A 24605-nucleotide genomic window follows, 5' to 3' on the forward strand; every position below is an offset into this window, starting at 1 on the left:
ATTTCCCTTATTTTTTACTCTGTATCATCATATCTTTAACTTTAGAACCCGCACTGCTACCTAACCAGTATTGAATAACCGAACCGAAGGCCGCGGAGACTGAACCGAAAAGCATATAGAGCACATCATGGTCAACACTGTCTTGCTTATACATGCTTACTAGCCATATGCACCCGAACATGCCCGTAATGACCAGAAAAGATATAATTTCAGGCATTATGCTTTTTGATTGTACGTTATTCTTGCGCGCATCAGCGGTATCTTGTGCGGCTATTTGCAATTGCTGGGTTTGCGCATCCAAGTCATTTTTTGCCATTTGCATGGCAATATTCTGTAATTGCACTTTCTGGTTAGATTCAATCTCAGCAAGTTTTACCCGTGCATTAGGGTCAGTAATGATCTTGTTTGCCAGATCGTCGGGCGCGTTCAAATCCCCGCCAAATTCTGAAGCTACTATCTGGCCTATTGCCGTGCCCGCCGGGCCGCCTATTGCCGTACCTAAAAGGGGTGCCCCGTACTTGATGACAGTTTGGCCCAGTGTTTTTAAATCCATATTTTCTACCCGGTAATGTAGTAAAATAAGGGCTAACGTTTTCGTCTACCGCTTCCCGTTTCTTGCTTTTGTAATTCATCATAGCAATCACGGCATACCAGAGTTTTGAGCTTAGTGTTGTAATAAAGTTGGCTACGCGGGAATTCACCGACACAATAACCGCATTCTTCCTTGTATTTATTGCTAGGGGTTTTATTGCTCATAAGATAATTTCAAAGTGCCCTAAATCTTTAAAATTCTCATCTTTAACCTGTGTGTTTTTATTCCAATCGCCGCCGTAGCGTAGTTTATGTGTAATCTTCCCCTCAGCAAACAGTATATCAGCAATGCCCATAACATGGCCGGCAAAATAGTAAAAGCGGTTTATGTCTTTCCAATCTACCTTCAAAAGCGTGTCATAAGGCGCCGCATCTACCGCAAGGCTGGGCATTGCATTATGTTTGCCGTGGGGCCAGTGCAGTTTACTTTTACCCTCGGCAACGGCTTTTTCTTGCGCATCCATGCCGCGGTGGCCTTCAAGGATGATGCAATCAAAATACTTGATGACCTCATTGAAAAGTGTAATTAGGTCGGGGTGGCAGGTTGCCAGCTTGTTTAGGGATATATCACTAAATTTAGGCATTATTTTTTATCCGAAAGGATGAATAAAACCTTGTCCATTTTGTCATCTAACCGTGCCAGCTTTTGATCAAAACTGACTTGAAATTCATGCAAGCTCTGGTCTTGCGTGCTGTTGACTTGGTTTAACGCTTGCCGTAAATCATCAAAACGCTGTGCGGCTGAATTGTCATGCTGTTCAAGTAACGATACGCGCTTGTCTATTGAGGCGGCAAACCATGTCAGGTAAACGATGGTGCCTAGCAATGAGATGACCGTTGCGAATGATGTCAAAACGCCGTCAAATTTCAGGTAGCGCATGAGCATTATTTTTTGCTTACCGCCTGTTTTTCTAATGCGGTTACTTTGTTATTCAATTTTTGGATATCCTTGTCCATAAACTCAAACGTATTGAATACGGAATCTTTGAATTGCGCACACATTGCGGCGCCGTCTTCGCTGTTCTGCTCTACCGTAGCGGCGAGTTGCGCAACCTGTTGGCTAACGGCCGCACTTTCAATTTCAAGATCAACTATGCGCTTTTCATGCTTGTTAATGACCGCATGAAATATTGAATTCATAAGTAAAATATAGGCAAAAATGATTGATAGCACGATGATAGCCAGTACAAGCGGCTTGAGTTTTGCTAAGGGCACCATGCCTTACCCCGGCTATAAAAAAACCCCGCCTAGCGGCGGGGATAAAAAGTTGGTGAAGTTGCAGACATAAACGAGATGTGGAATTGATTACACTCACACGTATAACCAATCTAACATAATTCAACCATACGGGTGATGCACTTTCAATACTTTTTCATTAATTTTTTACAAATTGACCTCGATATTCACGGATAGCCGCCCTTTTAGCCACGTACGCGCATCATGCAACCGTTGTTTGAACATGCGCGGTGAAATTTCTGATAACTTTGCCAGCTCGCGTATGCTATAGCGCGTCAGGTAAAAGGCTTTCAAGGCTTCCTTGTATTCGGGGTGCTCACTCCCCATAATGTTTATCCATGTTGCCATCTCTTGCGCCAGCATGTTGTTTAACGGGAACGGCGGTTTACTGTAACGCACCAACAAGTTGCCCGTGCCGAAATCAGCAATGGTTGATTTTGACGGGTAACCGAACTCGCCGCGCGTAAAACAATATTCCCAGTGCGACCAGTTTTTCAAACGGTCTTGCAAAATGATATCCAAGCTCATGCTTCCTTCCCTTTTTCAAAATGGTTTTATGTGATGTCATAAACCACCCTCGCTTGTTTTTTTAATCCCTGTTTTATGCAAAGCCCGATGGTGCTCGCGGCAAAGCCAGCGCACCTCATACGGTTTGTTATAATCTTCGTGGTGCGCCTCAACTTCTTTTTTGCCGCATATTTCGCACGGGTACGGTATAAGCAATCCATTTTTTATCCGCATTTTTGTATCCCTACGTAATTTCAATTTTGCACGCGCAACCGCATTAAGCGGGTGTTTTGCACGCCATGCACGCATATAATTTGCCGCGCATTTTTTGCAATATTTGCGCGTTATTTTTTCTTTTTGTTGTTTGCACATATAACAAAAAACTGAACGCCGCACATTAACCCCGTGTTTCATACCCAATTTGCCGGCCATGCAAACCCCATTTTCTTTGTGGAACGTTCCACCTGGAACATTACGTAAAACCTTTTTCACCTAAAATCACCGCGCTTTACCACCTCGATTGTGACCGGGTATAACGCCTCAACCATTTTCACTTTTGCCTTAAATTGCGCGGTTTCCATGCCCTTTATGTCAATAAAACGCACATTACCGTCGGCATAAAAAACAACAAAATCGGTTACATACTTCACACCCCCCGGCAGGTGGAACGGGACTTGCCGCAAAAAGAAAAGCACCTCCCCCGCCTTTTTTTGCAATTCAAGGCGGGTGTGGTATTGCCATTCCAGTTTGCTGGCAAAATGTTGCCCGTCATAAACCACAGGCTTTGCTTTGAACTTGTGTGTCACTACCTTCCTGTTGCGAATCATTTTCACTCTCCTTAACCAACCGGCTGAAAGCTAATTTTGCTTTTTCAAGATCGCGGTATGTCCATGCGCGCGTGCCGAATTCTTCATCGGCTGGGAATGCCTCTTTGTATTCTTTGTAGTTCAAAAATTGGCTTTCATCACATTGCGCATTGAACTGTTTTTTTAGCGCAATCATGCTTTCACGGTGTTTAACAATTTTCGTTTTAAACACTTCGTAGGCAACGACAAGTCCGCCGCTCGATTGCTCGTAAATACAGACCGCGGGTGTGCGTTCAACGAGCCGGTAGTCGAACCCGTTTTTGCGCAAACGCGGCGGCAAAATTTCAAGATCAATTTCTGCATAATTATTTAATAATTTTTCTTGCTTACTCTCTTTTTTCATTTTTATACCTCAGTTAATGTTTTAAAATCGTTTTAAAGCACATACATTACAAATACCTTTTGCCTATATATTTTTATTAGTACCTTTGCCTACCCCCAACCACTAAGGGCGTTTTAAGGGGTACCGCAAACCTTTCGCCCAATGCCAGAATTTCACCGGGGTTACTACCGCCCCATGCCGGTGCATTTCGCACACCCCTAACCCGCGGCGGATTTCACCGGCGCTTAAACCCCCTAGCGCATTTGCCCAGACCGTGTGCGCAAAGCGCCGCTCCAAAGCCGACATGCGCGCAAACCCCGCCCGCTCGCCGTAAATCTCACCGAGCCGCAGGTATAATTTTTCAACCCATTCACCCGGTAGTTTTTCAATCAATGCGTCACCGAGCCTTTCAGTTTTTGCTTAATTTCCGCCATTTGCATGATGCCGTTTTCGGTTTGCTCCGGTGTGCGTTCAGGTAATTTTTCGTGCGGCTTAAATTCGGGAACGGTGGATTTTGTTTCAGTTTTCGGTGCGGATGTGCCGGGCAATACAATCGGCGTTATTTCATCATTCCAGCGCTGAAACTTGAGGTAACTAAGCGGGTACGGAATAAATTGCTTTTCCTGCCACGTCGCATCACATTGCAAACGCTTTTGCACATCAGCAAGCAAAACATCAGCGATCGAGTCCAGTTTGTTTTGCGCCCAAAAATATTCGGCTCGTTTGCGATCCTTTTTTCGAGGATAGATTTTCCAAAAACTATCAAAAAAATCCTGATGCGCATTTTGCGCAAAATGCGCAATATCTTTTTCTTTTTTAGAAGATGAAGATGAAGGGGATGGAGAGAAGGTATCCTTATCTACCCCTGATAAGGTATCCATATCTGTATTAGACAAGGTATCCATGTCTATCTTGCGCGATCTAGGAACGGCGGGGTTTTCAAGCGATTTTGACCCATGAATAGCGCGATTTTTTCTGATGTATTCATCACGCACCATGCGCGAAGAAAAATACAACGGAATTGAAACGGAATCGATAAGCAAAACTGTTTTTGGTTGCGCATTGCGCTGTTGAAATGTTGTAGAGAAGGATACCTTATCTCCATCCTTTTCTGACCCTTTTAAGATTCCATATTTAAGCAAATTTTGTAAAGACTTCATCTTGCAATGGATGACTTGTTGCATTTGTTTTAATGTCCATCTCAATATTCCGTACTCATCTGAATCGTGAAATAAACATAGTAATCGAAGCCATACAGCCTGTTCTTCAAATGTGCAAAGTTGTAATTTTGTATTTGAAACCCAATCGGCGGGGTAAAATTGAAATGACGGTCTCTTTGATGACATCAACAAATCCTTCTTGTTATGTAGTGCAGAAATTAATAGTTGATATATCCAATCAACTTGGTAAAATTTCTCACTGAATAGTTCTAAAATGCGTTAAATGGAATTTCTTTCATAGGGGAGTTAGTCGCTCCCCATGATTCATTTTTTCCTTTTTATTTATCCTCTAAAGTGTCATTTTATTAATCGGGGTATATGTCAGGGTTGAGTTTGAAACGCGATATTCCGGTTATTTTTTCAACTATTAAAACTTTGCGCGGCGGTATCACCCCTTTCTTTAGCCATTTAAAAACTGTGGGTTGTTTAACGCCTATTTTTTTAGCAAGGGCTGTCTGGCCCCCGACAATCTCAATCGCTTCTTCAATAGGGTTCTTTTTCATTTTTATTTTCCTTTTATAAAAACTGATTTATGAAGATACGATAAGATTATACTTTTAAGCTATTAATTTCAATTAATTATATAGTTTTAAGGTATTTGTTACTTATAACTTATAGTTATAATATGATGCGCATGAAATTATCAGATCGTGCAAAGCTATGCCGCGAAAAGCTGAACCTAACGCAAGGTGAAGTAGCTGAATTTATAGGTATTTCACAACCCAGCTATCAAAGGCTTGAAAAAGGCGGTGTAGCAAACCCTAGAAAAATTGATAGGCTTGCCGCAGTGCTTAAGGCATCACCAGAATGGTTAAAATTTGGAACTGGAAATCCCCCGGAATACTTAAACATCCCCGCTATCCCCGCTGGCAAGGTGCCGTTGATACCTTGGGAGTTAATTAAAATATGGCACGGGCATTATGATATAGGCTTGTTAATGGGAGCGGATGTTTTTGAGCATAAAAAAGCCCATGCTAATGCCAATGCACTAGATAAAATAGAATACATATCGATACCCAACAAGCAAAACGCCAAACAATTTGCCGTGAGGGTAAAAGGCGATTCAATGATCTCCCCTCTACCGGGTAAACGTTCTTTTCTAGCTAATGACATCCTTATCATTGACCCGGAAGTAAGCCCGGTAAGTGATAATTTCGTTATTGCCTTACACGGGAATGAAAAAACCGAGCCTTTATTCGCACAATATATTGCCTATGCCGGCAATCGGTTTTTAAAGCCCTTAAACCCCCAATACCCCTTAATCCCTTGGGATGAAAGCATACAGATTTGCGGTGTGGTGGTAGCACACTTGGATATTTTAATTTAACATCAACCTTTATGTTTATTCCGTTATTGGCAAATGAATTTAAGCAAGCGTATAAAACTATTAAGAACAAACTTAGGGCTAACCCAAAGCGAGCTTGCCAAGTTATGCGGTTGGGAAAAATCCAGTCAACGCATTTCCAATTATGAAAATAATAAGCGGGAACCTTACAAAACTATAAGTATGTATCGCTATTTTTTCGCTACATTTGTCATTTTAGTGTTGGTTTCTTTATTTGCAATAGGCATGTACTTAGGTAAAGATGCGATAGTTATGAACATTGTTGATTCTATCGTCAAAATAGGATTAGGGGGCTTAGGGGGTTATGCATGGGCTGTAATAAAAAATCCTACTGAAAAGAAATAAATATTATCCACAATTTCTGTGGATAACTCTGTTAATAAATGGCTTTAATGATGACGTTATATAGCTCAAGTAATGATGATTTATTTTTACACATTATTCATCATAAACATTTTTTCGATGACCTACTTTTAATACCAGCACGATAAGCTCATTGTTGTTGAGCTGGCAAATTACCCTATGATCGGCTATACGATAACGCCATAAACCGCTTTTATTATGTAGCAATGCCTTGCCTAATTGTGTTGGGTCATCAAGGGTAGCAACACGCAAGGTTAAATACTTATCAATAATATTGGCGGTCGCTTTATCCATCTTTTTCATTTGCTTTGCGGCAATTTCTGTATATTTAATCGTCCAGCCCACACATTTTCCTCACTTCTTCAGACGTATAAATATTACCGGGGTTTTCTAATATAGCCACGCCCAAATAATAATCTTCCAAATCTTCAATGTAATTTTCTATCGCTTCGCGCGCATAATAGCTTTTAGATCGATGCGTTTTTTTAGCCAACGCATCCAGCCTTTTATCAAGCTCAGGCGATAACCTAATTGCAATAGCCATAAATCACCTCAATACATATTATTTATATGGTATACATAATTATACACCATGTATTGCTTTAATACAAAAGGTCGGATAGGACGTAAAGTGCCCATTGGTTGAGATGCAAAGCAAGGAGGTAAATAAACATGAAAAAATGGATAAATAGAGCCTAGATCAACGACTTACTGGAAAAAGTTAAAGGGCAATTATAAAAATATACTAAATTATTTGAAATTTTTAGCAACTATAATTCCATTAAAATTAGGCTTTTTGTTAATAATATACCTATCCGTTGAGATGTTATTCACCTGCAAAATATTTAATCTGTTTTCTAAGTCGATTACGACAAAACCAACCGGATAATATTTATTATAGTGATGTGTAAATATGTGCTCTATATCAATTCTACAAGTTTTAGCTTTACCGCATTTTGATAAAGCATAATCAGTATTAATTGAAAGATGATTGGATTCAAGGGGGATATTATTTACTTTGAATGAAACTTCTTCTGACTGTGCATCTAAGGTAAGCTCGTATTTTTCAGTCATAGGACAATCTGCTGGGGCTGACGACATGCATGTTGCATTATAGCCAATCAAAACCCATTTATTCGTCCTCTCTGGATATGCTTCCATTTGCCCTTCGGCATCTCTTGATGTGAGAGTTTTCTCGAACCCTGAATCAAAATTACTATACAAGCATAAATCATCTATATACTTAGATGACTGATAACCCGCTGTAGCACCCTTAAATTTATAAATACCCTTAACAACGCGACCGTTTTCCTCTATTACAGGCCAAGTTCCATTATCACCCACTACCTTACAAGAATCTTTATTATCGACTTGAGCACAGGATATTTGCTCTGGGCAGTAAATTAGTTTTTGGGGCTGTGCCTGACTAATAGTTGAATAAGAAACAAGACTTAAACAAATTGTTAATAAAAATTTATTCACAAAAGCATAACCTCGTTCATGCCGCATGGCTTAGTGGATTGCGCATATTATATACATTAAGTAATTAAATGTCTATATATTATAAAATTAGTAATTGGTAATTATGGTCTTAGAACGGCAGAATCTCTTATGTGCAAGAGAATGATGGCTATTCAGCTTGTATTTATTTTAATTAAACCGGCATCCCGATTGAATGCCTGAATGCCTGTTTATCAATTATTTATCAAATCCGCTTACAATTTGTGCCGTTGCCCATCCCTCACTTCCTGACAATAAAGGGTATAAAATATCACTTTTATGTTCGTTAAAATCAAAAGGCTTATTTCTTTGCATATGTGCGCTGACAATCACGCACTCATTTTTCGGAATGCTTAAATTGCTAATTAGAAAAAATGTGGCAATTTGTCTGTTGCCGTAACAACGATTATCAGGCGTATTATTAGTTCCGCAATAATAATCAGAAAGCTTATAAAACATGCCGAAAGGTATCCACGGTGTTAAGGTAAGGGAATAATCCGCGTGCGAACATATTTTCAACATGCCCGGTATAGAAGGCTTTTTAGAATCCCATTGCGTCACATCATTTTGTTTGGGTGCCTGTATTTTTATGTTAGGCGTATAAAATGCTTGGCTATAAGCATTTGATATGTAAATAAAAAGAACAATTATCAGTAAAATATAGGGCTTAAAGTACCGCATAAGCACCCCCTGCAATTACCTTAATTATACCATGAGCATAACTTAATATGCGCAATAATTAATCTATTTGTTTAATTTAAGCAATCGCATTGAATTGGCACTGGCCTCGACTTCAAGCCAGTGCCAATTTATCGCATTCCTCGCTTATTGCTTTATACTTATAAGTTATTGACATAATACTTTTATAGTATATATAATTCATAACTTAAACCTATAGAATAAGATAATTAAAGGATTGCTATGACTGAAAAGGCAACGCTTACATTGAAAGAAGCCGCACCCCTACTAGGGTTCAAGGGTGTTTACCGCTTAAGGGAAAAAGCGCGGCGCGGCCTTATACCCGGTGCTTTTAAAATTTCAAGTCGATGGATGGTCGCCGTTGATGAGATCATGCCTTATATCCGTAACTACTATAAAACATTGCGCAAAGACCTAGTGCCGCCGAGAAACGTAGAATGGCAATCAGTAAAAAGAAAGGTAGCCCCTACTATTATACTCGCTTCGCGATCTGCGGAATCAGAGTGCAGGAATCGACTCGATGCACTAGCAAAAGAGAGGCGCAAGAATATGAAGAAAAACGCCGAAAAGAAGTAAGGCACCAAATTTTATTAGGTAAAAAACCGAAAAGGAAATGGGCTGAGGCGGTATTGAGATGGTTAGACGAGATGCAACATAAGCGCAGTTTGTACGATGATGTGTCACACTTCAAATGGCTACAAGCCCACCTTAATCCCTACACGCTAGATGAAATAACCAAAGATGTGATTGAAAAGATTGCGCGTATAAAAGAGGCCGCCGGGTGCAAGGCCGCGACTGTAAACCGGATGTTATGCGTAATCCGCGCCCTATTAAACCGTGCGCATAAGCAATGGGAATGGATAGACCGCGTACCCGCTTTCCCTACCCGTCACGTTGATAATGCCCGCATACGCTGGATAACACGCGCTGAAGCCGACCGCTTGCTAGGTGAACTACCGGGGCACCTTAAGGCAATGGCCGCTTTTACACTTGCTACCGGCTTGCGTGCTGGCAACGTGGCAAACCTAAAATGGGCCGAAATCAATTTCAAGCTTAAGCACGCCGTGGTACACCCGGATGAAAGCAAAAACAAAAAGCCGCTAGGCGTGCCGCTTAATGCCGATGCCATGGCAATACTCAAGGAACAAAAGGGCAAGCACCCCACCTATGTATTCACCTACCGCGGCAAACCCGTTACCCAGATCAATACAAAGGCATGGCGCAATGCGGTAAGGCGCGCCGGTATTAAAAACTTCCGCTGGCACGACTTGCGGCATACCTGGGCAAGCTGGCACGTGCAAAGCGGCACAAGCTTGCCGGAACTTGTTGAGCTAGGCGGCTGGGCGACTTTTGAAATGGTTTTGCGGTATGCTCACCTAAGCAGTAGCCACCTTACGCAAGCCGCCGACCGTATCAGTAGCGGTGCAAATATGGTGAAATCTAAAAGTGAAGGCGGCAAGAATGAGAGTTAAGTGTTTGTTTTTACTTGTGGAGTCGAGGAGGATCGAACTCCCGACCTTCGCATTGCGAACGCGACGCTCTCCCAGCTGAGCTACGACCCCGTGACCAATAGTGCTGTGGTCAAAAAATTCAACCTTATACAAACGGCAAATTTAGCTGTTTGGCTAGAAGTGAATAATATTATGTATTCTTTAGAAATGCTAGTTCTGCATCGGTGGATTCGCGCCCCAGAATTTTATTCCTCTGGGGAAACCGTCCGAATTCCTTGATCACACGGAAATGCGCGTAAGCATAGGCCAGAAACAATTGGTAAATCTGCGTGGTTTCACTCATGGATAAAGAAACAAGATCTTGATACAAACGTATGGATTTTTCCTGGTTCCCCGAATCTTCAGAATGCACCAGCGGCATGTAAAAAAACACGCGCTCGATCAGGGTGAGAGACTGGTCCATTTTATGAGTCAACCCTTCCATGCAAAGTTTTTGCGCCAATTGATCATACGCAAATGCCTGAGGTGACCGGCGGTGAATATAGCGGGGAAACTGATCCAGAAGTATGATTAAAGCCAGACGCCCACGCGGTGTCTGCGCCCACTCCAAAAGAGCACCCGAGGCTGCAGCCTCATATTCCATATGAAAAGATTCAAGCAGCTTTTTTTTGACGGCTTCATTTTCTCCAAACCATAGGTTGGTGCGGTCGCTTGTGGGCAAATCAGCGGATCCCAGGTTACCAAACCAGAAATCCAAGAGTTCATGAATTTTATCTGTCATGAGCATCCTTTTACACAGCTTATTTTCATTATTCTCACTTCTCAGGATAGCATATTTTCATGGGGTAAAATCGTGATGGAGAAGCATGGCTTCTACCATGCCCTTGATAATTCTATTTATTCCTTTATTAAGAGGCGTGTGCCCGCAGGAATGGCATCAAAAAGCTCTATAATGTCCGCATTGCGCATACGCACACAGCCGCGCGAACCCGGCACACCCATGGCAACATCATCAGGCGTCCCGTGAATATAAATATATCGTCTCATTGTGTCGACCTGGCCCAGACGATTCTTTCCCGCCTCTAGTCCACTCAACCACATGATACGCGTCAGAATCCAGTCACGATCGGGAAACCTGGCCCTCAATTCAGGTGTATAAATTTCACCCGTAGGCCTTCTTTTTACGAAAACCGAGTTTACTGGACATCCGGCACCCACTTTGGCACGTATCACATGCAATCCTCTGGGTGTCTTCTCACTGCCAAATTGTTCTCCTGCGCCATTTTTCCCGGTGGAAATATCATACTCCCTGATAATATCCCCTAGTCTAAGCAAATACATTTTTTGTGTCGCGATATTCACTTCCAGTGATAACGGAATCATGAGCGGCCTCTCAATTGTAACTGTTTGCCGCCATGCAAGGCCTGCAACACCGAGATAATGATTTTTTCTGTCTTCCGGTTCTCATCGCGCGAGGGGTCAAACTCAACAATTTCAGCCGCAATCAACCTGGGATCAGAAGAGATTGCAGATAATCCATTCAATAAGTCCTGGGCATGAATTCCATCCGGCTCAGGCACATCGACAGCGGGCGCCTCAACAGGATCGATGCCATCCAGGTCCAGCGATATGCCGTATCCAAACGTATGCCTGCTCACATGACTCACTGCATCTTCCAGGACAGCTGGAAACCCGCGCTGCTTGACTTCATCCATATAAAATATACGCACATTCATTCTCTTCAAAAAATCCGCTTCACCTTGTTCAAAGCTGCGAACACCTATCAGACAGATATTTTCCGGTTTTAATTTGGGCGCAGGATGCAACACTCCCGTGAGATCATCATATCCCTCCCCCAGCAGACAGGCTAGCGGCATGCCGTGTATGCGTCCAGTTATCGAAGTATCAGGTGTGTGACTATCCATGTGTGCGTCAATCCAGATTAACCCAAAATCGCCTTTTTCATGCAGAGCATCATATATTCCACTCCAGGTACCGATCGCGCAAGTGTGATCACCGCCTATCACTCCGAAAGGCACTTGGGCGCAAGCCAGACGTGAAACCTCCCGGGCCAGCGCATCACAGGACAGTCCGACACGTTTTTCAATCGACAATGCATTAAAGTCAGGAGAGGTAATCATGGCTTCCCACGTGAATGGGTAACCCTGCCTGGACAAGTCTTGCAATAAACCTGATTTACGCATGACAATAGGGCCGTCCCCAGCATGAATATCCGCACCGGCGATACCACACGAATAACCAATAAGTCTGAAATTCAATTCTGTCATATGCCATTTCCTGCTGCTTTGAACAAGCTGATCGCCATAGATACTGTGACGCGCGTGTAAGCCAGTAATGACTTGGTTGCAATCGATTTGACGTCCATGCCGCAGTATCTTTGATGAACAATCCCGTTAATTCAAAATCTTATTAAATCATTGGCGAGCACAATCTAACAATCATTTTATATCTGCAGTAGAATGGTCAAGTCAAAAAATCAGCTCAGGAATAAGTAAATGATAGAACAGAAAACAGCCTACATTGATCAACTTTGGGACAACAGCATCACTCCGACCCTGATGGAATACATCAGAATTCCAAACAAATCCCCCCAGTTTGACAAAAACTGGCGCGAACACGGTTATATGGATCAGGCAGTCACACTGATCAGCCAATGGTGTCACAGCAATGCCGTAGAAAACATGCAACTGGAAGTTGTGCGCCTAGAAAACCGTACCCCCGTTATTTTCATAGAAATACCCGGTAGCAATGACGATACGGTTTTATTATACGGCCACCTCGACAAACAGCCGGAAATGTCAGGCTGGGACACGGATTTGCATCCGTGGAAACCTGTTTTACGCGGAGACCGGCTCTATGGCCGGGGATCGGCAGATGACGGCTATTCCACATTTGCTTCTCTCGCTGCCATTAAATCATTACGCGAGCGGCAAATTCCTCATGCCCGCTGCGTCATTCTGATTGAAGCCTGTGAAGAAAGCGGCAGCAGCGACCTTCCATATTACATCAATGCGCTTGAACAGCGTATCGGCAAACCCAGCCTGGTGATTTGCCTGGATTCAGGATGCGGTAATTATGATCAACTATGGGTCACCACCTCTCTGCGCGGCCTGGTCGGCGGTGTCTTGAAAATCGATGTCTTGAGGCAAGGTGTGCACTCGGGTACCGGCAGCGGCATTGTTCCCTCTTGTTTTCGTGTTTTACGCCAGTTACTGGACAGGATAGAAAACCGTGAAAATGGCGACATTATCCTTTCTGATTTGCATGTAGATATCCCTCAGCAGCGCCTGCAGCAAGCCGATCAGGCCGCCCGTGTGCTGGGAAAATCAGTCTTTGAAGATTTACCTTTCCTTCCCGGCGTCCAGCCCGAATCCTCGTCCATTGCTGATTTGATAATTAGACGCACCTGGAAACCAGCACTCTCAGTCATAGGAATGGATGGGATTCCACTGATTGAAAACGCGGGCAATGTCACCCTGCCTACTCTTTCCGTCAAACTATCCATGCGGCTGCCGCCTTCGTGTGATGCTGAAAAAGCTATTCTGACTTTGAAAAACTGCCTGGAACGAAATCCACCCCTGGGCGCGAAAGTCCACTATGAAGTCACGGACAACGGCTCTGGCTGGAACGCACCCGCCGAACAACCCTGGCTGATTGAATCAGCAAAGCGTGCCTCACTGAACTTTTTTGGCAAGGAAGCTGTTTACATGGGTGAAGGCGGATCGATTCCATTCATGGGAATGCTGGGAGAAAAATTTCCTCAAGCCCAGTTTTTAATTACCGGTTTGCTAGGGCCGGAATCCAACGCTCACGGACCCAATGAGTTTCTTCATATTCCAACCGGCAAAAAATTAACCGCCTGCGTCGCCCAAGTCATTGCCGATCATTACAAGCGATCGTGATCCAATCCCGCCGCCCGCATCATAATACGGATATCAAAAAACAACGGGCGGCGCGCTGGTTCATATGATTAGTATCGTCATGATTATATGGTAATTAAAGGCTGTCAACTTGCACACAGATGACCTATGGAGTAAGTTTAATATATGGACAATAAAACTGAGGAGTGTCCGTATGGGTAACACTGTCACCTGGTTATTGATTGCTGATGCAAGTAAAGCCCGCCTCTATTCCATGCATAAAGCCCGTTTTCTTCTCGACAAGCACTCCAAAAACCTTAACCTGATAGGCCAGTTCACTCATGATGCCAGCCGTATGAAGGGTATTGATCTGGTGAGCGACAGAATGGGGACTTTTGGAAACGGGTCCTTTGAAGAAACAACCTTGCCGAAAGTCCATGAAGCTGAACAATTCGCGCTTGAACTGCTTGGACATCTGAAAAGTGCGCGGGTTGAAAACAGTTACAGGGATATCATCATTGTCGCGCCGCCATCTTTCATGGGCTTGCTTCACAAACATATGCCGCATGAAGTAGATAAACTGGTAGTGAAACGGATTGAAAAAGATTATACCCAGTATAACGGCGAAGAACTCGCACAGAATTTAATTAATCACTTATAGACAAGAAACAAGATGCGAAAATTGATCATGCCCATTGACTACGAAAGGCCATTAACTAGGCAGACTTGATGCCTGACGCGCGATATGACGCATTGATAATCCAGACCCCGGCAATAGCCAGGATACCGCCTGCCATCGACAGCATGACTGGAACTTCTCCCAGGAAGAACCATCCCATCAAGGTAGCGAGAAAAGGCATAAAGTAAAGAAAGCTGACCGCCCGCGAAACAGGTATTTCAGACAGAGCATAACTCCATGCGACATACGCAATGGCGGCAGGAAATATTCCCAGATAACCCACCATTAAAGTCGTTTTGACCGAAGCATGCAGCAAGTCATGGCTGAGGTCAGAAAAATAGATGGACAAGAACAGCGTGGCGCCCCAAATGATAAAAGTCGTGGTTTCTATCGCATGATAACGCTTGAGAAAGGGCTTTTGTAATGCGGAATATAATCCTGCGACCAGAGTAGCAACCAGGATATAGGTGATGCTGGCATCCCAGGTAAAACTGCCGCGCTCTCCCAGCGTAATTAATGCCACCCCGCAAATACTGATGAATAATCCCAGTATGCGGGACAATCTGATTTCTTCCCCTAAAAACAATACGGCAAACAAGGTCGTGATGACAGGCGCCTGGCTGGTAATAAAACTGGCCATACCTGAAGAAATGGACATTTCACCATGATTAAGCGTGAGATTATAAACGCCTATCCCTACCGCGCCTACACCCAGGAGACCGCACATATCCTTGATGCGCATACCTGAGCGCACGGGCATGCGAAAGTAAATAAGCCCCATGCAGAGAGATGCAATCAGAAAGCGCAGCAAGGCAAGCCCTTCCGGTGAATAATCTTGAAGCCCGGCGCGTATGCCAACGAACGCCGATGCCCATAAACAGATTGCGACGGCGATGGCCAGTTTCGTTTTATATGTCATTGCCTTCACACTCTTCAGACTATTTTTTGTCAATGATATGAAATTCCAAAAGAAATTGTTCCACTTTTTCAGCAGGAAGCGGCTGGGAAAAATAATAACCCTGAATTTCCTGGCACTCTTGTGATAACAATGTCTGTAACTGGATAAGTGTTTCAACACCTTCCGCAACCACTTGCAAATTCATGTCTTGAGCAAGCTTGATCAGGGATTTGACTACAGTCACATCCGCATCATTGCTGTGTATGTTTTTGATATAAAGTTTATCAATTTTAATTCTGTTCACTGGAATGTGCTGCAAATAATTCACACTCGAGTGACCCGTGCCAAAATCATCCAGTGCGATTAGTATACCAGCTTTATTCAATCGTTGAATCATCTCGATGAGAGTTCTGTCATCTTCTCTGATGATAGTATTTTCACTGATTTCAAGCTCCAGACATGCCGGGTCAAGCTTGACCTCGGCAAGAATACCAAAGACGACTTCCACAAAATTCTGTTGCAGGAATTGCCTCCCTGAAACATTGACCGCCACTCTGACAGGTGATAAGCCCTTGCCTTGCCAAATCTTGAATTGTTTGCACGCCTGGCTTAACGCCCACTCGCCTATATGTATGATCAAATCACTCTGTTCAGCGAAAGGTATGAATTGATCGGGGGTAAGCAGGCCGCGCTCAGGATGCCGCCAGCGAATCAGTGCTTCTATACCCTCAAACGTTGATGTCGCCACATTGAACTGCGGCTGATAATAAAGAACCAATTCCTGATTATGAACGGCGCGCAGCAACTCCTGTTCTCTCTCGCTGTAATTCGGGTTTGTCATAAGTCATCCGGGCCGCTGCAACTATTTACCAGCATCATTTTAAAAAGTATACGCCATTTGAAACCTTCTAGAGACATCTTGGAAATATAGAAGAAACGCCTTGAAATGAGGCGGCACCATGATAAGGACGCCGTGAAAAGAGTTATCTATGTGATTGCTTATATTAAAAAAACCCGGCTAAAGCAAGCCGGGTCCGAATATGCTGCAGCGAAAATCAATAATCATCATCTCCGGTCGCTGTATCCGGGCTTCCCTGGTCCATGGTAGCAGCGCTGCCATTGTTGTCCGTACTGGAACTATCGCCTTGGTCTACACTATTGGCAGAGCCATTGTCAGAGCTATTGTCAGACGATGAAGACGGCTGCATAGCCAGATCACCATTGCTTATATCATCAGCCATCGCAGGCGCGACGTATGCAAGGCATGCGGCTGCAAGTCCTGACGCAATCAACATCGCGAATGACTTTATTTTCATGTTACTCTCCTGTTAATAAATTTATCTATAAGGGTAATAATCTAATACTAAATTATGCCTTTTTCTATTCTTTTTTATTTTTAAAATCAACTCCTGCGCGCAGGCAAACCTTGGTTTGGCGGAAGAAGATATTCGCTTGGAAAACAGGAGGTTTGTATAAAATATGAGCAGCCATTTGTTCATGAATTTGACTTAAGACAAGCTGATTTGTTATAAAGCACTACCTAAGGTATCAGGTATACCGAAGTTTTATCTTACAGAAAGTAAAAGAACATGCTACATGGTTAAGGGACGCAAAACGAGCTGGTCAATATAACACTCGCAATGATACGTCTGTTGAATTAACTGAATAGCGTACCGGGGAGTCTTGTTTCGGCTGATTTAATCAATTCTCCTCTAGTAACAGCCTATTAGCTTTAATTTTAACTGTTAACTGAAGGAACCCGTTTCATGATGGCAGACAACCGAGGTATGTCGCTTCCCATGTTCAGGTCAGCCTACCCCTGGTTGATCGTGTGCTGCGGAATGCTGTTTTATTGTTACAATTATTTTCTCCGCGTCTCCCCTAGCGTCATGCAGAATGAATTAAGCCAAACCTTCCATATCACCGCCACCCAGTTTGGCACACTTGCCGGTTTCTATTACTGGGCATACACCCCCATGCAAATTCCCGCGGGCATGATTTATGACAAATTTGGCGTCCGTATCGTATTATGCGCAGCCTGCCTCCTGGCTGTATTTGGTTTAAGTATTTTTATTGCTTCAGATGATTTCGCGACAGCAGGCCTGGGACGTTTCATGATAGGCCTGGGTACGGCATTCGCCTACATCGGCACGCTGAAGCTCGCTTCCATCTGGCTGCCGCCTAATCGCTTTGCCACCGTCGCCGGCCTGACAACAGCCATAGGCATGACATCTGGCGCGCTGGCGCAAAAATATCTGACCAAAGTCGTTGAATTGATAGGTTATCAGCAAGCCTTGCATTCCGCTGTGATTGCCGGAATCCTGCTAAGCGTTGTCATCATTGTCCTTGTCAGAAACAGACCCAAATCCCAGATTGCTTTCGCTGCGAATGAAATGCAAAATCCCATAGACTTGAAGCAGTTATTGGCCGCGTTGCGCACAATCTTCACCAACCGGCAAATGTGGCTGATCGGCATCATAGGATGTCTGCTGTATCTTCCCTCTTCTGTCTTCCTTGATCTTTGGGGTATTCCCTACCTGAAAGCGGTTTATCAATTAAAACCCGAAGAAGCTGTCGCCATCTCCAACTATACATTTTATGGCTGGATTATTTCCGGACCACTTATTGGAGCTTTTTCAGACCGTATTAAACGCCGGCGCTTTCCTTTGACATTCACCGGGTTTTTCGCCGCGCTTCTGTTATGTATCGTTTTCTATCTGCCCAACCTGACTCTCTCCAGCCTGTATGGCATCTTTTTCATGATCGGTTTTTGCTGCGGCGCGCATCCCTTGTGTTTCGCTCTGGGCAAAGAAAACAACCCCCTTCAGATTTCTGGTACCGCAGTCGCCGTGACAAACATGCTGATCATGGCGGGCGGCGCCATCTTTCAACCGGTGGTGGGGAAATTACTGGATTTACACACTACCAGCCCCATAGGCGCTGACGGGTTACCGGTTTATTCTTCCAGTGATTATACCTTTGCTCTTAGCATCATCCCCATAGGCGTTGCTCTCGGCATATTTTTATCTGTGTTCCTGAAAGAAACCTATTGTTCTTCTCCTGCTGAAGAAGCGGAGGATACCGCACTCAAACCGGACTCAATATTGGAACCTGAGGTCGAACCCGCCAAATAATTTTGCTCCTGCACAAGACACCGCGCGGCCATGCGTTGGGAAATATGAATTCATGCGCCGCGCGATATCAGGCAATTACACCATTGCCTGACCGCTGGAATCTATTGCAAAAAGCAGCGGCTACTTTGTTGGCGCCGATTTTCCGGGCTGTATAAGCAGCACTGGAATATTGGTATTACGGATAATTTCTTCCGCAACACTGCCCAACATGATGCGGCTCACACCCTTATATGCATGGGAACTGACAACCAACAGGCTTGCTCTCCACTTTTTCGCCGTCTTGATGATCATTGCCGCAATATGACTCATTGACTCACCTGATTTGTCTATCAATCGGGTTTCAGCTTTCATGCCTTTGCGCTTGGCCCTGGCAACAGCCCGGTTCAGTATGATTTGCCCAAGGTCTTTTGTGCTTTTCTGTAATGCTTCAATATTAATGCCTTCACCGCCCATCATCAGGGGGCTATAATCAATCACATGGATAATACATAATTTGGCCTTTTGTTCTTTCGCCAGTTTTATCGCTTTCGCAAGCGCCGAATTTGCCGATTTACTGGTATCCACTGCGACCATAATTCGTTTGAACATATTCCTGTCCTTAATTACCTTAATGGCCATATCCATAAAATGAGGGGTACGCCAGCAACAATCATCAGTATTTCAAGTGGCAATCCTAAGCGTATGTAATCAAAAAAACGGTAACCGCCCGGACCCATGACAATGGTATTGTTTTGATGCGCAATAGGCGTGAGAAAAGAACACGATGCTCCCACCGCCACCGCCATCAGGAAAGGGTCGACACTGACATGTGAAAAATGCGCAATTTTAACCGCAACTGGCGCCATCACTATGGCTGTCGCCGCATGATTCATAAAATCCGACAGTGTGATCGTGATAAACATGACCAGAGCAAGCACTATTGCCAGCGGGTATTGCCCTGCAATTTTCATGAATCCGTCAGAAATCATATCCGCCGCGCCAGTCGACTCAATCGCGCCGCCGACAGGAATGATCGCCGCCAATAACAATAATACCGACCAGTCAATGCCGCGATACAGGCTATGCACCGGAATGGCTTTGAATATCACCAGCGCGAGCACCGCAACCACAAATGCAAATGCTATGGGTAAAACCTGAAAAGCCGCGAGAGCGATGGAAACAGCGAAAAAAAACAACGGCAAAAAACTTTTACGTGATAACCCGATTTTAATATCACGTCTTGCGAGAGGTAAAAATCCGAAATCAACGACTGTATCCCTCAGGGTTTCGGCATTGCCTTGCAAAAGCGCCACATCTCCGGCGGCAAACCTGATATCATTCAATTTCTGCCTGAAGGAAATGCCCTTGCGCGAAAGAGCCAGCAAATTTATGGAATAACGCGTGCGCAAGTTCATCATGGACGCCGAACGGCCTTCAATATAAGCCCCGGGCGGCACCACCGCTTCCAGGGTAATGATATCGCTATTGGATAATTCAGCAGATGAAAACGGCTTGTCGCCCGCCAGCGTTAACTTGTTGGATTCCAGTATTTTTTCCAGGTTTTCATGAGACGCCTGTATGATCAGGATATCATTCGCATGAATATTATCGGTTTTACCGAAGGCGAATTTTTTAACGCCTTTGTGGATAATCGCAACCAGTTCGAAATCGGCGCTGCTGGACGTATAAAATTCCTTGACCGTCTTGTTGCATAGCGGCGAACCCTTAGGTACTTTTACTTCCGTCGTATAATCGGATATCTGGAATAAATCTTCCGATTTATTGAATTTTTCCCGCTCAGGAACCAGTCTCCACCCAATCAGGGAAATAAATGCCACTCCCAAAATGGCCAGCAACAAACCTACAGGCGTAAAATCAAACAAACCAAAAGCACTCCCGGTTAACTCATGCCTGAAATTTGAAATCAGAAGATTGGGTGGTGTCCCAATGGCAGTTATCAATCCGCCCAGCTCGGAACTGAATGCGATTGGCATAAGAATACTGGATGGAGATTTTTTATTATTGATAAATGACTGGATTGAGATCGGCATCATAAGCCCCAGCGCACCTACATTATTCATGAACGCAGAGAGAACAGCACTCATCGTCGTAAAAAAACCGATATGGATGGTCGGCGTTTTAAACAGGAATTCCAGTTTTGTGATAACAACGTTTAATACGCCGGATTGGGTAATCGCATAGGTGATCACCATGACACACCCCACAGTAATGACCGCGGGATTACTGAAACCTGAAAACGCCTTGTCAAATGGGACAATGCCTGTCAGAACTGAAACCACCAGCGCAAATAACGCCACGAAATCATACCGCCAGTACCCCAATACAAATAATCCCAGCGTGACACTTAATATCCCAAATAATATATATGGCTGATACATAGGCGATCCCTGCATTGATATGCCATTTCGCGGGCAATCAGGCTTGCATGCCCTTAAAACCTTTTGCCTGTGTCCATCGTTTTTAAGATAACAAGAAATAAGGATGAGACGAAGCGGTATCTTGTTGCAATACAGGATATCTGAAATCCGGAGTCCTGAATGGATGATTTAATTGACAGAAAAAGAAAAATATCAAATAAATTAATCAGAAGTGACGGCGTTGCCGTCAGGAGTAATAAAGTTTTTTTCTGGCATGGCTTGTATCAACCGTTTTTCAATAATGTGGATTGCCGTTCGCTTTCAATTTCTTCCCGACTCGCTGTTGAAGTCGCCTGCGCCTGGTCTGTATAAAAAATTGATGATACGGCTGAGAGCCTGGTAAATTCCAAAAGGGAGGCATCCTCAGCCTGAAAAAAAACTGCCCCGCGAGTTGTTACGTCTGACCAGTCTTGCAATAACGCATCGCCAACATCCTGTTTTTCAATGACCAGCCAGTCATGAAGAAGATCGGTAAAATCATCTCCGGTCAACTCGCTAACATCTGAATCATCCTGCCCGAAAAAAACATGGTTAGCCCGCATGAATTGATACTTGTCCTTGAAGTCACGGCCGATGTTTAAAGTGATTTCACCGCATCCCGCAGAAGCTCCGGTCTTCAATATGTGTCCTGCATAGGCATGCACAAAGTAACCACAGGAGTAATCATCGCGTTGTCTGTTATAAGCATGATAATCTTCGGCGGGAATGTATCTGAACTGGTCATGAACCGACTCAGGCAACACACTTATTTTTTCCGCTATCTTGTCAGGATAGCAATACCAGCGCACGGAATCCTGCGCATCATGTACCTGTATGCGTTTAGTATTCAGATCCACTTCGACCAGAACAGCATGTTTGCGCTTGAATAACTGAATCACGGGCGGTAATTTTAAATAGCCGCGGCACAGCCGCAGAGGCATCAATAAAATACTGTCTGAGTGAAAAGAAGGGTCCTGATAGTATTTTTTCAGCAAATCCCAGATAAAAGGGAGATTGTTTTCATTATTTTCATTTTCCGCATCCTTGCTCATGGGGCAAATGACAAACCGCTTGCCATGGCGAATTACCGTATGAAATGTATTAATGTTTTCATCGGCAATTTTCTTGTCAAAAGAAGCCGCCAGTTGATGCAAGACAGCGTTCAGCTCGGAAGGCGCGAGACGATAACGGACAATATCATCGCGTAAATGCAGCATATCGCTGATGCCATAGCCAAGCATGGGCTTTAGTACTTGTCTCAGCATAAAAGTATCTCTGCCTCACTTGTCAAACAGGTAATAACACCATTCAGACCCATTGTCTGGGAGTCAAATAAATCTCGTATAAGTCTGCTTCAGCCGAGCCTTGAACAGGACGCCAGTCATATTGCCATGCCACCAATGGCGGAAGCGACATTAAAATGGATTCCGTGCGCCCGCCGGATTGCAGCCCGAATAATGTGCCTCTGTCATAGAGAAGATTGAACTCCACATAGCGGCCGCGGCGATACAACTGGAAATCACGCTCGCTTTTTGTGAAATTCTGATGCTTGCGCCTCGCGACTATAGGCTGATAAGCTTTGAGAAAATGCTCTCCCACGCTGCGCATGAAGGCAAAACATGTTTCAAAAGGCCATTCATTCAAATCATCAAAAAAAATTCCGCCTATGCCGCGCTGCTCATTTCTATGCTTAAGAAAAAAGTATTGATCCGCCCATTGTTTGTAGTGTGGATAGACTTTATCACCAAACGGATCGCACGCTGCTTTGGCCATTTGGTGCCAATGAGAGCAATCCTCCATAAAACCATAATACGGAGTGAGATCAAATCCTCCGCCAAACCACCAGTATGGCGGTTGATCCATTTTTTCAACCAGAATAAAGCGCACATTAAAATGGGATGTCGGAACATAGGGGTTAAGCGGATGAATCACAACAGAAACACCTAAAGCCTGGAAAGTTGAATTTGCAAGCTCCGGCCTGCGGGCGGTCGCGGCCTGCGGCAATTGTTTTCCATGCACATGCGAAAAATTCACACCCGCCTTTTCAATCACACTGCCTTCCGATAACACGCGGGTCAATCCCCCGCCTCCCTCTTTATGCTCCCATTTATCCTCCACGAATAAGGCCTTGCCATCTTCCTGTTCGATACAACGGCAAATCCGGTTTTGCAAGTCCAGCAAAAATTGTTTAACAGAAGAAACGGATAATTCAGGGTTAATTGCTTGTGGTTTCTCAGAAGCCGTCTTGTTTATCATCAGTATCCAACTCTAGCCAAAGTGCGTTAAACACCGCAAAACTGCATGCGAATGCGGTACCTAAAATCCACGCAAAATACCACATAAATCCTCCCGTTAAAATGGTTATGGATTAATAGGCTATATTATGACGTTCATCTTTTTCTATCGTGTCACGCCTCACCTTCCCGCGCAGAACCCGGTAAACCCAGGCCGTGTAGATCAGCACAATGGGTAAAAAAATAACGACGGCCGCGAGCATTAACAGCAATGTTAATTGGCTGGAAGAAGCATCCCAGACCAGAAGGCTGGAAGTCATATTGGAAGACGACGGCAGTATAAATGGAAACATGCTGACCCCGACCGTGCCAATTATCCCTATCATGCTGATGCTGCTGCAGAAAAACGCAAAACGGCTGTTCCCCCAGCGTGCTGTCGTCAACGCCCCCAGCGCTCCAGCGAAACCCAGGGCTGGAACAATCATGGATAAGGGATAAAGCGAATAATTTTTCAGCCACGCTCCAGTCTCGGCAATGACTTGTTTATGCAGAGGATTTGAATACCCATACGGATTCGCACCACTGACCACAAGATACCCGTTCAGCGCATTCGCCACCCAGATGCCGCCCGCAGCAAAAAAAAGAATCAGCAAAAAAGCCGAAACCCGGGACCAGAATATCGCGCGGTCACGTACAGGGTTTTCCGTCTTGACCGCCAGATAAAGCCCTCCATGCATGGTCAACATAGCCAGGCTGGTGATTCCGCACCACAATGCAAACGGATTCAGCAGATCTATAACAGAACCGCTATAAGAAATGCGCAAGGTGTCGTCAAAAAAATAAGGGAGGCCCTGCAAAATGTTGCCGACCAAAACACCGAAAAGAATGGAAGGTACCACTCCGCCAAAAAAAACCACCCAATCCCAGGTGCGGCGCCAAAACAGGTTGGGCAGTTTGCTGCGGTACTTAAAGCTTACCGGCCGGGAAATGCCCATGCTCAGCAACAACAGCAGCACCGGCAAGTACGCGCCGGAAAATGCCACTGCGTAAACATATGGCCATGCCGCGAATATCGCCCCCGCCCCCAGTATGATCCATACCTGATTGCCTTCCCAGACCGGTCCTATGGTATTCAGGACAATCCGGCGCTCTGTGTCGTCCCTGCTGACCAGGGGCAGTAATGTGGCAGCGCCAAGATCAAATCCATCGGTAACCGCAAATCCCATGAACAAAATACCGAGCAAAAGCCACCAGATGACGCGTAACATTTCAAAATCCAGCAT

The 24605-nt window shown here is 44.4% G+C and carries 33 protein-coding genes and 1 tRNA gene; 7 read left to right on the forward strand and 27 right to left on the reverse strand.

The window, feature by feature from the left end:
- Window positions 1–7: 7 nt before the first annotated feature.
- The 10 genes from AQULUS_RS06500 to AQULUS_RS06545 form a co-directional block, all read right to left on the reverse strand.
- A complete protein-coding gene (locus AQULUS_RS06500; RefSeq protein WP_148339274.1) occupies window positions 8–553 on the reverse strand; it encodes a hypothetical protein in 546 nt (181 codons plus the stop codon).
- 199 nt (window positions 554–752) lie between these two features.
- On the reverse strand, window positions 753–1175 hold the full coding sequence (locus AQULUS_RS06505; RefSeq protein ID WP_148339275.1) for a M15 family metallopeptidase domain-containing protein: 423 nt from the start codon (window positions 1173–1175) through the stop codon (window positions 753–755).
- Complete coding sequence (locus AQULUS_RS06510) at window positions 1175–1477, reverse strand: hypothetical protein (protein ID WP_148339276.1); 303 nt, start codon at window positions 1475–1477, stop codon at window positions 1175–1177. Before AQULUS_RS06510 ends, AQULUS_RS06505 begins: the two co-directional genes overlap by 1 nt.
- A complete protein-coding gene (locus AQULUS_RS06515) occupies window positions 1477–1809 on the reverse strand; it encodes a hypothetical protein (protein WP_148339277.1) in 333 nt (110 codons plus the stop codon). Before AQULUS_RS06515 ends, AQULUS_RS06510 begins: the two co-directional genes overlap by 1 nt.
- A 165-nt stretch (window positions 1810–1974) precedes the next feature.
- Window positions 1975–2355 carry an RNA polymerase sigma factor gene (locus AQULUS_RS06520; protein WP_148339278.1) on the reverse strand — a complete coding sequence of 127 codons (381 nt, stop codon included), beginning with the start codon at window positions 2353–2355 and terminating at the stop codon, window positions 1975–1977.
- A 36-nt stretch (window positions 2356–2391) separates the two neighbouring features.
- Entirely contained in the window at window positions 2392–2766 is a 375-nt protein-coding gene (locus tag AQULUS_RS06525) for a hypothetical protein (RefSeq protein WP_197737298.1), read from the reverse strand.
- Window positions 2767–2822: 56 nt separating this feature from the next.
- Window positions 2823–3161: a DUF1064 domain-containing protein gene (locus AQULUS_RS06530; RefSeq protein WP_148339279.1), complete on the reverse strand. Its 339-nt coding sequence runs from the start codon at window positions 3159–3161 to the stop codon at window positions 2823–2825.
- A complete protein-coding gene (locus tag AQULUS_RS06535; protein WP_148339280.1) occupies window positions 3103–3543 on the reverse strand; it encodes a hypothetical protein in 441 nt (146 codons plus the stop codon). Before AQULUS_RS06535 ends, AQULUS_RS06530 begins: the two co-directional genes overlap by 59 nt.
- 368 nt (window positions 3544–3911) lie before the next feature.
- On the reverse strand, window positions 3912–4868 hold the full coding sequence (locus AQULUS_RS06540) for a hypothetical protein (protein WP_148339282.1): 957 nt from the start codon (window positions 4866–4868) through the stop codon (window positions 3912–3914).
- Window positions 4869–5047: 179 nt separating this feature from the next.
- Complete coding sequence (locus tag AQULUS_RS06545; protein ID WP_148339283.1) at window positions 5048–5245, reverse strand: transcriptional regulator; 198 nt, start codon at window positions 5243–5245, stop codon at window positions 5048–5050.
- A 131-nt stretch (window positions 5246–5376) separates the two neighbouring features.
- Here AQULUS_RS06545 and AQULUS_RS06550 point away from each other — a divergent pair, with 131 nt between their 5' ends.
- Both AQULUS_RS06550 and AQULUS_RS06555 read left to right on the forward strand, forming a co-directional pair.
- Window positions 5377–6069 carry a LexA family protein gene (locus tag AQULUS_RS06550; protein ID WP_172622762.1) on the forward strand — a complete coding sequence of 231 codons (693 nt, stop codon included), beginning with the start codon at window positions 5377–5379 and terminating at the stop codon, window positions 6067–6069.
- A gap of 33 nt (window positions 6070–6102) precedes the next feature.
- The gene (locus AQULUS_RS06555) at window positions 6103–6432 is read left to right on the forward strand and encodes a helix-turn-helix domain-containing protein (RefSeq protein WP_148339285.1); all 330 of its coding nucleotides are present in this window, start codon (window positions 6103–6105) and stop codon (window positions 6430–6432) included.
- 93 nt (window positions 6433–6525) lie between these two features.
- Here the strand turns inward: AQULUS_RS06555 and AQULUS_RS06560 are convergent, their stop codons facing one another.
- The 4 genes from AQULUS_RS06560 to AQULUS_RS06575 all read right to left on the reverse strand — a co-directional run bounded on the left by AQULUS_RS06560 (window position 6526) and on the right by AQULUS_RS06575 (window position 8631).
- On the reverse strand, window positions 6526–6795 hold the full coding sequence (locus AQULUS_RS06560; RefSeq protein WP_148339286.1) for a type II toxin-antitoxin system RelE family toxin: 270 nt from the start codon (window positions 6793–6795) through the stop codon (window positions 6526–6528).
- Window positions 6779–6994 (reverse strand): type II toxin-antitoxin system RelB family antitoxin, encoded by a 216-nt coding sequence (relB, locus tag AQULUS_RS06565; protein ID WP_148339287.1) that lies wholly within the window; start codon window positions 6992–6994, stop codon window positions 6779–6781. Before relB ends, AQULUS_RS06560 begins: the two co-directional genes overlap by 17 nt.
- Window positions 6995–7200: 206 nt before the next feature.
- Complete coding sequence (locus tag AQULUS_RS06570) at window positions 7201–7932, reverse strand: hypothetical protein (RefSeq protein ID WP_148339288.1); 732 nt, start codon at window positions 7930–7932, stop codon at window positions 7201–7203.
- Between the two features lie 216 nt (window positions 7933–8148).
- Window positions 8149–8631, reverse strand: a complete 483-nt coding sequence (locus AQULUS_RS06575; protein ID WP_148339289.1) for a hypothetical protein — start codon at window positions 8629–8631, stop codon at window positions 8149–8151.
- Between the two features lie 240 nt (window positions 8632–8871).
- Here AQULUS_RS06575 and AQULUS_RS13030 point away from each other — a divergent pair, with 240 nt between their 5' ends.
- Together AQULUS_RS13030 and AQULUS_RS06580 are read left to right on the forward strand one after the other, a co-directional pair.
- Window positions 8872–9225, forward strand: a complete 354-nt coding sequence (locus AQULUS_RS13030) for a hypothetical protein (RefSeq protein WP_232051914.1) — start codon at window positions 8872–8874, stop codon at window positions 9223–9225.
- Window positions 9147–10121 carry a tyrosine-type recombinase/integrase gene (locus tag AQULUS_RS06580; RefSeq protein WP_408608950.1) on the forward strand — a complete coding sequence of 325 codons (975 nt, stop codon included), beginning with the start codon at window positions 9147–9149 and terminating at the stop codon, window positions 10119–10121. The genes AQULUS_RS13030 and AQULUS_RS06580 overlap by 79 nt, the downstream gene beginning before the upstream one ends.
- Before the next feature lie 17 nt (window positions 10122–10138).
- On the opposite strand, the gene AQULUS_RS06585 is transcribed toward AQULUS_RS06580, so the two are convergent.
- From AQULUS_RS06585 to AQULUS_RS06600, 4 genes are all read right to left on the reverse strand, one after another.
- Window positions 10139–10211, reverse strand: a tRNA-Ala gene (locus AQULUS_RS06585).
- Window positions 10212–10290: 79 nt separating this feature from the next.
- Entirely contained in the window at window positions 10291–10881 is a 591-nt protein-coding gene (locus AQULUS_RS06590) for a DUF924 family protein (RefSeq protein WP_172622763.1), read from the reverse strand.
- Window positions 10882–10997: 116 nt separating this feature from the next.
- On the reverse strand, window positions 10998–11483 hold the full coding sequence (locus AQULUS_RS06595; RefSeq protein WP_148339292.1) for a L,D-transpeptidase: 486 nt from the start codon (window positions 11481–11483) through the stop codon (window positions 10998–11000).
- On the reverse strand, window positions 11480–12388 hold the full coding sequence (locus tag AQULUS_RS06600; protein WP_148339293.1) for an arginase: 909 nt from the start codon (window positions 12386–12388) through the stop codon (window positions 11480–11482). The genes AQULUS_RS06595 and AQULUS_RS06600 overlap by 4 nt, the downstream gene beginning before the upstream one ends.
- A 228-nt stretch (window positions 12389–12616) precedes the next feature.
- Between AQULUS_RS06600 and AQULUS_RS06605 the strand changes: the two genes are divergently transcribed.
- Both AQULUS_RS06605 and AQULUS_RS06610 read left to right on the forward strand, forming a co-directional pair.
- A complete protein-coding gene (locus tag AQULUS_RS06605; RefSeq protein WP_148339294.1) occupies window positions 12617–14023 on the forward strand; it encodes a M20 family metallopeptidase in 1407 nt (468 codons plus the stop codon).
- 172 nt (window positions 14024–14195) lie between these two features.
- A complete protein-coding gene (locus tag AQULUS_RS06610) occupies window positions 14196–14642 on the forward strand; it encodes a host attachment protein (protein WP_148339295.1) in 447 nt (148 codons plus the stop codon).
- A gap of 55 nt (window positions 14643–14697) precedes the next feature.
- On the opposite strand, the gene AQULUS_RS06615 is transcribed toward AQULUS_RS06610, so the two are convergent.
- From AQULUS_RS06615 to AQULUS_RS06625, 3 genes are all read right to left on the reverse strand, one after another.
- Window positions 14698–15579 (reverse strand): DMT family transporter, encoded by an 882-nt coding sequence (locus AQULUS_RS06615; RefSeq protein ID WP_148339296.1) that lies wholly within the window; start codon window positions 15577–15579, stop codon window positions 14698–14700.
- A 19-nt stretch (window positions 15580–15598) separates the two neighbouring features.
- Window positions 15599–16399, reverse strand: coding sequence for a putative bifunctional diguanylate cyclase/phosphodiesterase (locus AQULUS_RS06620; protein WP_148339297.1), 801 nt, complete (start codon window positions 16397–16399; stop codon window positions 15599–15601).
- 214 nt (window positions 16400–16613) lie between these two features.
- On the reverse strand, window positions 16614–16874 hold the full coding sequence (locus AQULUS_RS06625) for a hypothetical protein (protein ID WP_148339298.1): 261 nt from the start codon (window positions 16872–16874) through the stop codon (window positions 16614–16616).
- A 450-nt stretch (window positions 16875–17324) separates the two neighbouring features.
- Between AQULUS_RS06625 and AQULUS_RS06630 the strand changes: the two genes are divergently transcribed.
- On the forward strand, window positions 17325–18692 hold the full coding sequence (locus AQULUS_RS06630; RefSeq protein WP_148339299.1) for an MFS transporter: 1368 nt from the start codon (window positions 17325–17327) through the stop codon (window positions 18690–18692).
- 120 nt (window positions 18693–18812) lie between these two features.
- Here AQULUS_RS06630 and AQULUS_RS06635 read toward each other — a convergent pair whose 3' ends face one another.
- From AQULUS_RS06635 to cydB, 6 genes are all read right to left on the reverse strand, one after another.
- Window positions 18813–19280: a universal stress protein gene (locus tag AQULUS_RS06635; RefSeq protein WP_172622764.1), complete on the reverse strand. Its 468-nt coding sequence runs from the start codon at window positions 19278–19280 to the stop codon at window positions 18813–18815.
- 14 nt (window positions 19281–19294) lie between these two features.
- Window positions 19295–21070, reverse strand: a complete 1776-nt coding sequence (locus AQULUS_RS06640; protein ID WP_148339301.1) for an SLC13 family permease — start codon at window positions 21068–21070, stop codon at window positions 19295–19297.
- Window positions 21071–21333: 263 nt separating this feature from the next.
- Window positions 21334–22353, reverse strand: a complete 1020-nt coding sequence (locus AQULUS_RS06645; protein WP_148339302.1) for a hypothetical protein — start codon at window positions 22351–22353, stop codon at window positions 21334–21336.
- Window positions 22354–22396: 43 nt separating this feature from the next.
- A complete protein-coding gene (gene hemF, locus AQULUS_RS06650) occupies window positions 22397–23344 on the reverse strand; it encodes an oxygen-dependent coproporphyrinogen oxidase (protein ID WP_148339303.1) in 948 nt (315 codons plus the stop codon).
- Window positions 23322–23429, reverse strand: coding sequence for a cytochrome bd-I oxidase subunit CydX (gene cydX, locus AQULUS_RS06655; RefSeq protein WP_148339304.1), 108 nt, complete (start codon window positions 23427–23429; stop codon window positions 23322–23324). The genes hemF and cydX overlap by 23 nt, the downstream gene beginning before the upstream one ends.
- Before the next feature lie 27 nt (window positions 23430–23456).
- A complete protein-coding gene (gene cydB / locus AQULUS_RS06660; RefSeq protein ID WP_148339305.1) occupies window positions 23457–24605 on the reverse strand; it encodes a cytochrome d ubiquinol oxidase subunit II in 1149 nt (382 codons plus the stop codon).

It is taken from the genome of Aquicella siphonis (assembly GCF_902459485.1).
Lineage (GTDB): Bacteria > Pseudomonadota > Gammaproteobacteria > DSM-16500 > DSM-16500 > Aquicella > Aquicella siphonis.